12 protein-coding genes are annotated in these 13115 nt (G+C 37.8%); 4 read left to right on the top strand and 8 right to left on the bottom strand.

What is annotated here, in order from left to right; translation table 11 throughout:
* Window positions 1-15 precede the first annotated feature (15 nt).
* Genes GWJ05_RS01025 through GWJ05_RS01015 form a run of 3 tightly spaced genes read right to left on the bottom strand, consistent with a single transcriptional unit; the run spans window position 16 to window position 3305 of the window.
* Window positions 16-1179 (bottom strand): ABC transporter permease, encoded by a 1164-nt coding sequence (locus GWJ05_RS01025; protein WP_087803764.1) that lies wholly within the window; start codon window positions 1177-1179, stop codon window positions 16-18.
* Window positions 1179-2324 (bottom strand): ABC transporter permease, encoded by a 1146-nt coding sequence (locus GWJ05_RS01020; RefSeq protein WP_161680894.1) that lies wholly within the window; start codon window positions 2322-2324, stop codon window positions 1179-1181. Before GWJ05_RS01020 ends, GWJ05_RS01025 begins: the two co-directional genes overlap by 1 nt.
* A gap of 9 nt (window positions 2325-2333) precedes the next feature.
* Entirely contained in the window at window positions 2334-3305 is a 972-nt protein-coding gene (locus tag GWJ05_RS01015) for an HlyD family secretion protein (RefSeq protein WP_036939314.1), read from the bottom strand.
* A gap of 234 nt (window positions 3306-3539) precedes the next feature.
* On the opposite strand from GWJ05_RS01015, the gene GWJ05_RS01010 reads away from it, so the two are divergent.
* From GWJ05_RS01010 to GWJ05_RS01000, 3 genes are read left to right on the top strand one after another with little or no spacing between them, the layout of a single operon-like run.
* Complete coding sequence (locus GWJ05_RS01010; RefSeq protein WP_036939317.1) at window positions 3540-5243, top strand: sensor histidine kinase; 1704 nt, start codon at window positions 3540-3542, stop codon at window positions 5241-5243.
* A gap of 2 nt (window positions 5244-5245) precedes the next feature.
* Entirely contained in the window at window positions 5246-5962 is a 717-nt protein-coding gene (btsR, locus tag GWJ05_RS01005; protein ID WP_036939320.1) for a two-component system response regulator BtsR, read from the top strand.
* Window positions 5963-5987: 25 nt separating this feature from the next.
* A complete protein-coding gene (locus tag GWJ05_RS01000; RefSeq protein WP_161680892.1) occupies window positions 5988-6362 on the top strand; it encodes a YjaA family stress response protein in 375 nt (124 codons plus the stop codon).
* A gap of 141 nt (window positions 6363-6503) precedes the next feature.
* On the opposite strand, the gene GWJ05_RS00995 is transcribed toward GWJ05_RS01000, so the two are convergent.
* The 3 genes from GWJ05_RS00995 to GWJ05_RS00985 are packed head-to-tail and all read right to left on the bottom strand — an operon-like array spanning window position 6504 to window position 9127.
* Window positions 6504-7739, bottom strand: a complete 1236-nt coding sequence (locus GWJ05_RS00995; protein WP_036939323.1) for an MFS transporter — start codon at window positions 7737-7739, stop codon at window positions 6504-6506.
* A gap of 11 nt (window positions 7740-7750) precedes the next feature.
* On the bottom strand, window positions 7751-8128 hold the full coding sequence (locus GWJ05_RS00990; protein ID WP_161680890.1) for a RidA family protein: 378 nt from the start codon (window positions 8126-8128) through the stop codon (window positions 7751-7753).
* Between the two features lie 36 nt (window positions 8129-8164).
* Complete coding sequence (locus GWJ05_RS00985) at window positions 8165-9127, bottom strand: sugar phosphate isomerase/epimerase family protein (RefSeq protein ID WP_036939327.1); 963 nt, start codon at window positions 9125-9127, stop codon at window positions 8165-8167.
* A 187-nt stretch (window positions 9128-9314) separates the two neighbouring features.
* On the opposite strand from GWJ05_RS00985, the gene GWJ05_RS00980 reads away from it, so the two are divergent.
* Window positions 9315-9965 (top strand): helix-turn-helix transcriptional regulator, encoded by a 651-nt coding sequence (locus tag GWJ05_RS00980; RefSeq protein ID WP_036939330.1) that lies wholly within the window; start codon window positions 9315-9317, stop codon window positions 9963-9965.
* Window positions 9966-10160: 195 nt separating this feature from the next.
* Here GWJ05_RS00980 and GWJ05_RS00975 read toward each other — a convergent pair whose 3' ends face one another.
* On the bottom strand, window positions 10161-12017 hold the full coding sequence (locus GWJ05_RS00975) for a DEAD/DEAH family ATP-dependent RNA helicase (RefSeq protein ID WP_036939333.1): 1857 nt from the start codon (window positions 12015-12017) through the stop codon (window positions 10161-10163).
* Window positions 12018-12188: 171 nt separating this feature from the next.
* Window positions 12189-13076 (bottom strand): lipoprotein NlpI, encoded by an 888-nt coding sequence (nlpI, locus tag GWJ05_RS00970; protein ID WP_036939335.1) that lies wholly within the window; start codon window positions 13074-13076, stop codon window positions 12189-12191.
* Between the last annotated feature and the right edge of the window lie 39 nt (window positions 13077-13115).

Below are 13115 nucleotides of genomic sequence, written 5' to 3'. Positions count from 1 at the left end.
GCCCATATGGGCTTTTTATTTTGACTCACCGCGATGATGCAACCAATGTTTAAACTGATGCGTAATATGCCTTAACTCCCCATTGCGTAACATACCCACCAGCACACCTAACACTGTATAAATCACGCCTAAAACCAGCATCATCACAATATCACCCAATATACTTTGGAATGACAACCCCATTTGATTTATCCCTGCCATGGCGTTTACAGCCCATGTAGAAGGTAATGCGGATGAAATAGCAAACACCCAATCCGGCATTGCTTGCAATGGCCAGATCGTGCCAGAAATATAGAACACTGGCGTCGTCACAAAAGCTAGTGTCAGGTAAATCATCTCAACGCTGCGCAAGCATTCTGTAATTAATTTACCTAATCCTAAAACTGCCAATAAGAATGGAAATGTCAACATCCAGACTTGGTAAAGAGGAGCTTCTTGACGATACCCTAATACCCAAGGCCATAATGCGAAGAAGACAGCCGACAAAAATAACCAAATCGGAATAAGTGCAGATAAGGCCCCTAAATAAACAGCTAGCGGCGGCTTTCCTTTCGGCGTACTTCTCACTGCAATACTGACACGCACGCAAGCAATTAAAAGGGAGTGTTGCAATAACATCACTAATAATCCAGGGAAAATAATTGCGGCAAAACTTACCCCTGGGTTATACATCGCAATGGTTTCACCTTGGATAGGCTTTAACAGAATTTTCGATTGCTCAATACTGAATCCGGCATTTTGTAAAATACGGCCATTGTAAGAATCTAATAACTGTTGATAAGCCAACATCAATTCCTGCTGAATTTGTCCACTGGCAAGACGGTTTGTGGCATCACCAAAGACAGGAACCGTGACATCTTTACCATTCAGTAATTTTTTCTCAAAATCAGTTGGCACAATAATGATGGCAAAGAGCTCACGCATAATCATATCGTGGCGTGCTTCATCTAAATTATCATAATTTTTAATGCTTAATTTTGGTGTCGAGTTTAATGCCCGAATAAGTGAATAACTTGCAGGACTGTGATCTTGATTAATCACTGCAACAGGCAGATCCCATAAAACAGGTTTGGCATAAACTAAACTCATCACACATAGCGAAACAATTAACAACATCCACATAGGTTTTTCTAACATCCCCAGTAGAACGCGCTTAAAAGTTTGAAAATACATTTGCATCATGCAACACCTACCTGTAATTCCAATCGTTTAAAAATACGTTTGCGAACTAAGAAGGCAATAGCAAAAGGATAAATCAGCAAGAGTGAACAAACATATAAAATACCTTGTAGTGATACTTCTCTTAAGAAGATATCAAACATCGCATTTAAGGCATGAGTTAATGGCTCTAGATTAGAAATAATCTGAGCAGGTAAGATCATTGAAAGTTCAGGTACAGCCATGCCTGAAAATGCCAAAGCGATACTCACTAACATACCTATCATACTGTATGCAGTGATCGCACTATTGGTAAACGCAAAGAGTAACAGTCCAACACTTTGAGCTGCAATAATATAGAAGAACCCAACCAACACCATATATAGCGGATTGCCATTTACCTTAGCACCTGAAAAATGCACTAATGCTGCTAATTCAACAATTAATAAGGTTAAGAAAAACAGTGTATAGGGTGTCAGCTTACCAATAAGTGCAAACGTAAAAGGCTTAATATTCAGTAGCATATTACCGCGTGACAACGAATAAATAGTACAAGTCACGACAAATAATTGAAGCATATGAATAGTAGCAGCAAATTGCTGATAATAAATATAACTACCACTGGCATTAAATAAGCTGTCATAAGAGAGTGTCACTTTTGCTAATGGTGGTACGGGTTTATTCATCTCTTGCGCTAATACAGTACGGTATTGCACATTAAGCTCTGCAATTAATCCACTAAAGTCCTGTATTGCATAACTCCCTGCCGCATAATACAACCCGTTATAATACATTCGTGTTGTCGGTTGCTTTCCTGCTAATACGTTACTTTCAAAATGGCGTGGTATCGTGAGTATCGCATAATCTTTTGCGCTACCGAGTCGTTCCATTGCTGTTCGAGGATTACCGTCTAGTGTATTTAATTGCGCATGAGAGCCCGCATTTAAGTCGCGGATCAGCGTTCTCGATAATGGACTATTATCATTATTGATCACTGAAACTGGCAAATTCAGCAATGTACCTTCAGAAAAGTTAGCACTAATTAACGTGAACAACATCAATGGAAATAGCCAGCTTAGCCAGTGAAAAACGGGGCTACGAACTGCCATATGAGTTTCTCGTGAAAATGCGCTACTAAAGCCACGCCAAGCTGCTTTTACTCTCATTATTCGCCCTTATTTATCCCAGCGCCATAACGCACTCATACCAGGACGTAGCCCTTCAATAGGCGTCACAGGATACAGTCGAATTTCAAACGTTTTTAAATCGAAATCACCCGTTGCTCTTGTGGCTCTTTTTGTTGCGTAATCCCCCATTGGGGCGATATAGCGAATTTCAGCTTCGACTTCTTTATTGCCTAATGCAGGAACCATGATAGTAATACGATCACCTTTGCGAATATCCGCTAAGATATCTTCACGAAGGTTATAAACAAAATAGGCATCAGGAATACGAATAAGGGTAGCAAGCGGACTATTAGCATTAAAAAGTTCACCTATTTCCGCAGGAATAGGCCCAACTTCACCCTCAACGGGGGCTTTGACTTGTAAATCGTCTTGTTGGATCTTCAGCTCAATAAGCTGTTGTTCTGCTTGTTGTACTGCTGCTGTGTATTTATGACGTAATTCAATGCGATCACCATTTTTGGCTTCATCCAATTCTGCTTGTGCTGCTCTTACTCGCTGTGATGCAACATCACGGCTACGGCGTGCATTATCTAGTTCTGTTGCAGAGACATAACCTTGATTAGCGACAGCACTAATACGCTGATAATCTCGTGAAGCATTACTTGCTTCTACTTTAGCTTGGGATAACACCGCTTCTAAATTACGAATACTTTCTTCTCTTGTGCCATGCAACGACAAATCTAATTGTGCTTGTGCTTGTGCTTTGGCCGCTTCCAGAGCCGCAACTTGTGCGTTGAGTTCAGGGCTTTCTAAAGTGATCATTAATTGCCCTGCTTTGACATCATCACCGCGCTCTATATGGCGCTCAATAACGCGACCTTTCGCTTTTGAGGCAACAATCACTTCTGGTGCATCAACTTCTCCTTGCAATAATAAATATTGATTATGCGCGCGGAAAAGTACGGCTAATGCAATTAGTATTAGCATTAATAAAATAAGATAAATGGCTCTTTTTTTCATATAACGATTAGACCTTAATAGTGAAGTAGAACACTCACTGACAGAGTTATATTACACAATAACTCAGAATTTCTTTAAGAGTTTTGTGCGCCAGATCACTGAAGCGAAGGAATATTTTCTTTGAAAGCGCGATTAAGTTACTCTTATATCAAACTTTATCGCCTAATTAATAGCCCCGTTTTATCTGAGCTTTTTATATAAATCAGGTAGAAAAGAGAACGGTACTCTACACCTATGTATGAATTTGATCTTATTTTGCTGTTATTACAGCAAATGTGCGTTTATTTAATTATTGCATGGTTTTTAAGCAAAACGCCTTTATTTACGCCCCTATTACAGGTCACGATAAAGCTTCCCCATAAGTTAATGTGCTACGTTATTTTCTCTATTTTTTGCATTATGGGGACCTATTTCGGGTTACATATTAATGATTCTATTGCTAATACACGCGCGATTGGGTCAGTTCTAGGTGGCTTGCTTGGTGGCCCATATGTCGGCTTCCTTGTTGGCTTCACTGGTGGCCTACACCGTTATTCTCTTGGTGGTATGACTGCATTCAGCTGTATGGTTTCAACTATTGCAGAAGGATTAATAGGTGGATTAGTTCACCGTTATTATGTCAAACGCGGTCAAATGCATCGCATATTTAATCCGTGGACTGCAGCATCTGTGACATTCTTTGCCGAGATCATACAGATGAGCATCATCTTATTATTAGCGCGCCCATTTAATGAAGCTCTTGCCTTAGTTAAAGATATTGCAGCGCCGATGATTGTTGCAAACACCATTGGTGCGGCAATGTTTATTCGAATATTACAAGATAGACGGGCAATATTTGAAAAATACACCAGCGCTTTCTCAGCACAAGCATTAAAAATTGCCGTTTGCACAGAAGGCATTTTGCGTAAAGGATTTAATCAAGATAATAGTACTCGAGTGGCGAAAGTCATTTATCAAGAGTTAAGAGTCAGTGCTGTTGCTATTACTGATAGAGAAAAACTGCTCGCCTTTATTGGTATTGGTGCTGATCACCATTTACCAGGAACCCCCATTTCATCAGAACAATCGAAACAAGCCATTAATAATAATGAAGTTGTCTATGCAGACGGTAATGAAACCCCCTACCGTTGCACACTTTCCCCTCATTGCAAACTCGGCTCCACTTTGGTTATTCCGTTAAGAGGTGAAAATAACCAAGTCATTGGAACAATAAAACTTTATGAAGCTAAAAATCGCCTTTTTAGTTCAATTAATCGTACGTTAGGAGAAGGGATTGCCAGTTTATTGTCTGCACAAATTCTGGCCGGACAATATGAACGAAATAAGCAATCACTTTTAGAGTCAGAGATTAAACTCCTACACGCGCAAGTTAATCCACATTTTCTTTTTAATGCGTTAAATACCCTACAAGCAGTTATTCGCCGCGATAGTGAACAAGCAAAACAATTAGTACAATTTCTCTCCGCATTCTTTCGTAAAAATTTAAAAAGACCTGAAGCGGTTGTGACATTAAGTGATGAAATAGAGCATGTAACAGCTTATTTACAAATCGAAAAAGCCCGTTTTCAAGATCGTTTACAGATTGATATTCACATACCTGAAACCTTAGCTAATGCACGCTTACCTGCTTTCTCGCTTCAGCCGATGGTCGAAAATGCAATTAAACATGGAACATCACAGTTATTAGACACAGGAAAGATTACAATTAGAGCGCACCAAGAGCACCATCTGATCATTATTGAAATCTGTGATAACGCAGGGCTTTATCAACCTCAATGCCCTTCTCACGAATTAGGATTAGGCATGAGGCTGGTGGATAAGCGATTAAAATTACGCTATGGCGAGCTTTATGGTGTTTTAGTCGAGTGCCAAGCTGATGAATATACAAAGGTGAAAATTTGCTTACCTCTAGAAAAAAGTATGGATAACGTTACATAACAATGAATATATTAATCGTTGATGATGAGCCTCTGGCCCGTGAGAATTTACGTTGCTTACTTGAAGTTGAAAAGGATATTCATATTGTTGGTGAATGCAGTAATGCTATTGAAGCCATAGGAGAAATACATCGTAAAAAACCTGACGTTGTTTTTCTTGATATTCAAATGCCCCGCATTACTGGACTTGAAATGGTCACAATGCTTGATCCTGAACATCGGCCTTATATTGTTTTTTTAACCGCATTTGAAGAATATGCGATCCAAGCCTTTGAAGAACACGCATTTGATTATTTACTTAAGCCCTTAGAGCAAGAGCGCCTCACAAAAACATTAAACCGCTTACGCCAAGGTAATAAGCAAAATATTGATTTATTAACCCCTCCAGAAGAGCGTTTAAAATGCATTCCATGTACCGGACATAGTCGGATTTGGTTAATGCCAATTGATGAAGCTATCTTTGCTACCTCAAGACTTAGTGGTGTTTATGTCACGAATAATCAAGGACAAGAAGGGTTTACTGAATTAACACTACGTACATTAGAAACACGAACACAATTAGTTCGCTGTCACCGGCAATATTTAGTGAATATGGATTATGTTAATGAGATTATTTTTGGTGATAATGGACAAGCTGAATTGATATTACATAATAACAGCCAAATTCCTGTTAGCCGTCGATATCTAAAACCATTAAAAGAAGCAATTGGTTTAAGCTAAATCTTTATGAGAAAAGAGAAAGAGGATGGAACCTATTTATATTAAAATTTATAAAAACCACATCAAAATTCGTGATCTTCACAGCCAAAAAGAAGCATCAGTACAGCGTGATTTTTCTCATAGTCGAATGTTAATTGGAGATTTTTACCCTGCTATTGAAGCCATTCGTATCGCGCTTAAGGATCTCGGTATTCATCCATCCTCCTTTTTTTGTAAAAAAAGAAATGTGATTATTCACCCTTTGGAAAAAACAGAAAATGGGTTATCAAAGGTGGAAATTCGCTTATTTAACGAAATGATTGTGGCTGGGTTTAATCGTAAATATAAGAAAATAGTGATCAGTAAAAAACTCACACCGCTTATAGATGCAGAGGTAATTGAACTAATTAAAAACACCTAATAATAAAAATGCCATAAATAGAATAATACTATTAATGATGATTGTTTTTTAATCAATCTTCATTACATAAAATGCAGATAATGACATCCTTCTATTATCTGCATTTGTTTATTATAAAGAGTCTTATTTTTAAACGATATTCTAACTATTACTTATCATCTGAATACGCTTAGCTAATATTGTTGCACAAATAAAACCGAGAAAACTAAAAGCAACCATAATACTAAATACATAATTATATCCCTGAATACCCTCAAAATTATCTAATAATGAGCCATAAAGGGCATAAGCGAACATGGAAGGCATATAACCAATAATACACCCAAAGGCCATTGCAGAACCCGCATATTGTCTTGGCGTTCCAATTTCATCCATGGGTGCAAAGAAAATAGCTCTTTGTGAAAAAATAATGGCACCAAAACCTAATGTTGCAGCCATTCCCAAATATACATTCATTGAATCATGAGGCAACATAATGAAAATGCTCATTGCAATCGCAGATAATAAGAATGTCCACTTCAAATATATTGTTGGTGATTTTGCAACTTTATCAGCTAAAAATCCCCCTAATGGTCCCCCTACCATTTTTAGTGCATATTGATTAATAATACCGTAAGCACCAATGAGAGCTATTGGTAGTGCGTAAATGTCTTTTAAAAAAGGAATAAAATAAGTTAACCCACAATAAGCGGAATAGACAAAAAAGATACTCATTGATGCTAACCATAAGTTGGGACATTTTATGACATTTTTAATCCCTTCCAAAACTTGGCGATTAGCCTCGCTTGCTGAAGATGTTTCCTTCTTATCATCATTATCCACAATAAAATATGTAATTATACCTACCATTATTGTAGCAAGAGTATAATAAATTAATCCCGCTTGCATACCTGTTTTACCTTCACCAAATAAAACAAATATATAAAGAGCCCCCGAAGCGACGAGAACATCAACAACCCCACGCCCTGCTTCTAAAAAGCCAAACATGCGTCCTTGTTCTTCTTTATTTCCTAATAATCGTACCGATTTTAATAAAACCGGCCAATAAATAACTTCACCGAAAAATGCCATGACTCCAAATGCAATTAAATAGCCAGTAAAAGGAGGCAAGGTACTTAAATAAGCACCACATAGACCTACACCAATTAATCCTGCAGGCAATAAAATTTTCTTAGAGAAACGATCGGCAATATACAATGATGAAAATAATCCGATTGTTTGAATAATTGCATAAATAGTGAAGCCAAAACCAATCTGTGTATTAGATAACCCCCAATCATGTTGCATTGGTACATAAAATACATCTTTCATACTGGATAGTTTGAATATAGTTCCACCACCCAAAATAAGAAAACATAATTTAGTCCACTTGTTCATAATAATATTTCCTATTTTTTATAAGCAATGGCTTCTATTTCAACTAGAACATCTTTAGGTAAGCGAGAAACCTCAACACATGAACGAGCTGGATATTTTCCTGATGAGAAAAAAGAAGAATAAATATTATTAAAAACAGGAAAAGTTTCTATATTTTTAATAAAACATGTCGTTTTAACGACATCATTCATTGTTGCACCTGCTTCTTCTAAAATAGCTTTTAAATTATTCATAGCTCTTAGTGTTTGTGTTTCAATATCATTTCCCATAACAGAACCATCATTAGGATTAAATGGGCAACAACCTGAAATATAAATATGATTCTCAATTTTAATTGCTTGTGAATAAGGGCCAATGGCTTCTGGTGCTGATGTAGTATTAATAATCATGAAATAACTCCAATATTTGATAAAGATGTTTATATATTAATAACAATATTTTTTTCTTAATTTCTTTAATTCATTAACAGAAACTTGCACACAGCGATCTTGTGCCTCCATTAATGTTTCTAATGCCATGCGAGAAATTTTTGCTGGATAATAATATTCCAATGGTTTAATTAGCTTAGAATCAAAAGGAGGTGATTTAACTTCAAAACTTCCACTGAATTCAAATACTCCTCCCGTCCCTTTATCTCTAGCAAAATGAGATGTATATGGAAAACAGTTTTCTAAGTTAATACGTGTTACAGGCGAATGTTCAACTAATAAGCGAAAACATTCATCGATATTAATGCTCCCTTCACCAAGAGGCATTCCTGTAATCACTGGCGTTTCATCATGGTATGTAACAATATGATCTTTAAAATGGGTACTGTATGTATAAGGTGCCAGCTTACTCACTGTTACTATGGGATCTTCCCACGCCATCATGCCATTACCAATATCACAATGTGCACCCACCCAAGTAGAATCAATATTTTTTACAATATTCACTATTTCATCGGCGGTCTCATCTTCATGATTTTCTATTGCAAGACGTACACGATACTTTTTTAATAATGGAACAATAGACTTAATATCTTGAATAATTTTAGGATATTGTTTCGGATTATATTGTCCACGGCGGAACATATAAGTACGTATAACATCAGCACCAATACCTCGAGCAATATCAATTGCTTTTGTTAAAGCTTCTGGTGTTGTAAAGCGAGTGTCTAATTCACAGTAAAGATTTTTATCTTCAATTGCCTGGCGTATTTTGGCCAAATACTCAGGATTATCACTTGTTAATACACCAAATTCTGGATGTAACCCTTCATCAGGTATGATGTTTAATTCGACCCCATCTAACCCTAATTCAGCTGCTTTATTTATAAAATCAAAAACATCCATTACACCTTGTTGAAAAAATAGGTGGTATGACTCTGTTTCAATACCTAGCTTCATAATCTTTTCCTCGAATTTCTATGCCGTGTATTTAGCCATATTAGGGAAATAAAGTATGTGCTTAGGATCATAAAACTTAACTAAGTATAAAAATATTTTACTCAGTGTAATAAAAGTATACAAAGTATGGATTTAGATAACTTTTAACGTTAGAATTACTTAACTGTAATGATGGGTAAAATTTATTATGGACCTTCCTACAAACCAAAAAATTACTGAAGAAGATCGGTATTTACTTCATTCTTATATTCCTTTTCTTGATAATCTGGGGCAATTTTTAGGTGATTATTGTGAAATAGTGCTACATAGTTTTGAGGATTTACGCCACTCTGTTATCCATATAGTTAATGGGCATGTTACTGGCCGTAGCTTAGGCGCCCCCGTTACTAACATTGCCTTAGAGAAACTCTCAAAATTCAATCGAACAGATCAAATGTGGGAGGTTTATTTCAATACCAAAAGTGTTCGCCCCTTTAAATCATCATCAACCTTAATTGTTAATAATGCAGGTACACCCATTGGTATGATTTGTATGAATTTTGCTCTTGACATGCCATTAAATGCATTAATAGATAGTTTTACTGATACGAATAATTTAAAACATGAAAATTTCTCACAAGATGTGAATAATCTTGTACAAAACCATCTAGAGCCAATTAAGAAAAGAGTTTATGGAAATAAAAATATTCCAAGTAAATATAAGAACTTAGAGATAATTAAAGAATTAGATGAAAGTGGACTTTTTGAATTTTCAGCAACACATAAAATAGTGTCTACCGAGTTAGGTATAAGTTCAGCAACAATTTATAAGCATTTAAGAAATCTAAATAAGAAATAATAAAATTTACTTATCATGACTGCTTCTGATATAGGTTGATAACTTTTTTCATGTTGTCATCGAGGTGATGACTAAATCTCCTCATCGCGTCAACCATCAATAAGGCTGGTCATTACTATAAAAAAAGAAGCCAGTCCACTTTTTGTGGGCTGGCTTTTATCAATTCAACTTGAAATCAAATGAATCTCAAGTTTCTTATTGGTTATGAGAGCTACTACGACGACGCGGAGTCCCTTCGTTACTACGACCACGGAAATTGCTACGCTCACCACCACGATCGTTATTACCACGACGTTGTGGTTGATCACCATTGTTAAAACGACGACCGCCTTGTGGTTGACCATCACGGCGAGAGTTATTACGACGCTCACGGAAAGGCTGAGATTGAGCGTCTCCCACTAATTGCATATTCAGTGGTTTATTCATGATACGTGTACGAGTAAAGTGGCCTAATAAGTCCGTTGGCATACCTTTTGGTAACTCGATAGTTGAGTGAGAACCATATAATTTGATATTACCAATATAACGGCTACTAATATCACCTTCGTTAGCAATTGCGCCCACGATATGACGAACTTCAACACCATCATCACGACCCACTTCAATACGGTATAAATCCATCTCACCAGCATCACGACGTTCACGGCGAGGAGAGCGCTCACGATCATTATCACGACGACGATCATCACGATCGTTAAATTCACGACGAGGACGACGAACTGGATCTGGTGGTAGGATAAGCGCACGCTCACCTTGAGCCATTTTCAGCAATACCGCAGCTAGTGTTTCCATATCTAACGCTTCTTCACCTTGTGGCGCTAATTTAGGCAACAGAGCACGATATTGATCAAGGTTGCTCGTTTCTAATTGCTGAGCGATTTGCTGTGCAAATTTTTCCTGACGACGTTGGCTGATAAGTTCTGCATTTGGCAGTTCTACTTCAGGAATAGTCATCTTCATTGTACGTTCGATATTACGCAGTAAACGGCGCTCACGGTTATCAACGAATAAAATGGCACGGCCAGCACGTCCAGCACGTCCCGTACGGCCAATACGGTGAACATAAGATTCTGAATCCATTGGGATATCGTAGTTCACAACAAGGCTGATACGGTCAACGTCAAGACCACGAGCGGCAACGTCAGTCGCGATTAAAATATCTAAACGACCATTTTTCAGACGCTCTAGCGTTTGCTCACGCAATGATTGATTCATGTCACCATTTAATGCTGCGCTGTTATAACCATTGCGTTCTAATGCTTCTGCAACTTCTAATGTTGCATTTTTAGTACGAACGAAAATAATCGCTGCATCAAAATCTTCCGCTTCTAAGAAACGAATTAATGCTTCATTTTTACGCGCACCAAATGTCATCCAATAGCTTTGGCTGATATCTGGACGTGTCGTTACGCTGCTTTGAATACGAACTTCTTTAGGGTCATTCATGAAGCGACGTGTAATACGACGAATAGCTTCTGGCATTGTCGCAGAGAACAGTGCAGTTTGGTGTTCTGCTGGGATCTTACTTAAGATATTTTCAACATCTTCAATAAAGCCCATACGTAACATTTCATCAGCTTCATCTAAGACTAAACCTTTCAGTTTAGATAAATCTAATGTGCCACGATTTAAATGATCTAATAAACGACCTGGTGTCCCTACAACGACTTGTGGTCCTTGGCGTAATGCACGTAGTTGAACGTCATAACGCTGACCACCATACAGTGCAACGACATTTACTTTTGGTAAATGCTTAGAAAAATCTTCAATGGCTTCAGCAACCTGAACTGCAAGTTCACGAGTAGGTGCTAAAACTAAAATTTGTGGTGCTTTTAATGATTCATCAAGATTGTGTAATAACGGCAGGCTAAATGCAGCGGTTTTACCACTACCGGTCTGTGCCATACCTAAAACATCATTGCCGTTTAAAAGGAAAGGAATACATTGTTGCTGAATTGGAGAAGGCTTCTCGTAGCCTAAGTCATTCAGTGCAGTCAAAATTGGTGCTGATAAACCTAGATCAGCAAAAGTCATATCGGTTTCAGTAGTCATGTCACTGTGCCTCATTCATTATGGCAGCCAGTTGACATAACATACCGCATGGTTTGTCGGTCTTTATCATCTAAAATGTGAACTGGCTCAAATTATATTATTAAACGAACAAACAAGCCCTCATCCTATGTAGATGATGGCTTTCAAACTGATCAGAGAAATGTTCGTCAGCTATTGCTGGTCCGATTCCGCTAGGTCTTCTTGTTGGCCTAACAGCGCTAATTCCAACAATGCGTAGCGGTGCTCAACAAAGTTATGTGCATTGTTGGCAACCGTCAGCTTGAATAACGCTTCTGCGCTATCCATGTCCCCCAGACTTAGGTAATACTTACCTAAATAGAAGTTAGTTTCACTAAGATGCTCAGCGAGCGAAGTGTTATCGGTTGAGGCTTCACGTAGTCTTAACATTAACGCTTTTTCATTAATGTTGCCTAAATAAAACTCAACTATATTCCATCCCCATTGCCCCGTTTTATCCGCCTGCTGGTATCGCTGTTTTAGCTGTTGTTTAGCCAAATCAGCGTTTATCTCTTTTTCGACAAGATATAACCAAAGCGAACGAATGGGGTCATTTGGATCGACCTGATAAAACGCCTGCAGATCATCCTGCGCCAATTTCAATCGGCCACCGTAGTATAAAGCGATACCACGATTAAAACGCGCATTATTGTAAGTTGGATCAAGCTCTAAAACAGAATCAAACGCTTCATAAGCAGCATCATAGTTCGCCGCTTGCGTAAAATAGATACCTAGAAAATTAAAAATTTCTAGCATATCTGGTCTTATTGAGAGCGCCATTGAAAAATCATTGCGCGCTAAAGCTCGTAAACCGAGACTATCATACAGCACACCACGCTCATATAAAAGCTGTGCGTATTCATCTTCGGTTAATGAGCGACTCGCAAGAATTTGTTCTATGCGAGCCAATATCACTTCTTGTTGTAAAGAAGGTTGTAATGGAGTGGCGAAAATCGCATTCTGACGCCATTCTGGACTAGTGCTGCATCCGGAAATAAAGATGAAAACAGCAATAGAACAACCGCGCAGAAATGTTTTCATTTCTCACTCCCAAAGTCAGACCTTTCAACAAAAAGCGTT

The sequence above is a fragment of the Proteus sp. G2626 genome (assembly GCF_009915985.1).
In the GTDB taxonomy this organism is placed as follows: Bacteria; Pseudomonadota; Gammaproteobacteria; order Enterobacterales; family Enterobacteriaceae; genus Proteus; species Proteus vulgaris.
Note: the sequence above shows the minus strand (reverse complement) of the source record. Positions and strands in the feature narration are given on the sequence as shown.

Coding starts and splice junctions, on each gene's coding strand:
- GWJ05_RS00980 (WP_036939330.1), top strand. CDS start 9,315: ATGGACCTTCCTACAAACCAAAAAATTACTGAAGAAGATCGGTATTTA.
- GWJ05_RS01000 (WP_161680892.1), top strand. CDS start 5,988: ATGGAACCTATTTATATTAAAATTTATAAAAACCACATCAAAATTCGT.
- GWJ05_RS01015 (WP_036939314.1), bottom strand. CDS start 3,305: ATGAAAAAAAGAGCCATTTATCTTATTTTATTAATGCTAATACTAATT.
- btsR (WP_036939320.1), top strand. CDS start 5,246: ATGAATATATTAATCGTTGATGATGAGCCTCTGGCCCGTGAGAATTTA.
- GWJ05_RS00990 (WP_161680890.1), bottom strand. CDS start 8,128: ATGATTATTAATACTACATCAGCACCAGAAGCCATTGGCCCTTATTCA.
- nlpI (WP_036939335.1), bottom strand. CDS start 13,076: ATGAAAACATTTCTGCGCGGTTGTTCTATTGCTGTTTTCATCTTTATT.
- GWJ05_RS01025 (WP_087803764.1), bottom strand. CDS start 1,179: ATGCAAATGTATTTTCAAACTTTTAAGCGCGTTCTACTGGGGATGTTA.
- GWJ05_RS01020 (WP_161680894.1), bottom strand. CDS start 2,324: ATGAGAGTAAAAGCAGCTTGGCGTGGCTTTAGTAGCGCATTTTCACGA.
- GWJ05_RS00985 (WP_036939327.1), bottom strand. CDS start 9,127: ATGAAGCTAGGTATTGAAACAGAGTCATACCACCTATTTTTTCAACAA.
- GWJ05_RS00975 (WP_036939333.1), bottom strand. CDS start 12,017: ATGACTACTGAAACCGATATGACTTTTGCTGATCTAGGTTTATCAGCA.
- GWJ05_RS01010 (WP_036939317.1), top strand. CDS start 3,540: ATGTATGAATTTGATCTTATTTTGCTGTTATTACAGCAAATGTGCGTT.
- GWJ05_RS00995 (WP_036939323.1), bottom strand. CDS start 7,739: ATGAACAAGTGGACTAAATTATGTTTTCTTATTTTGGGTGGTGGAACT.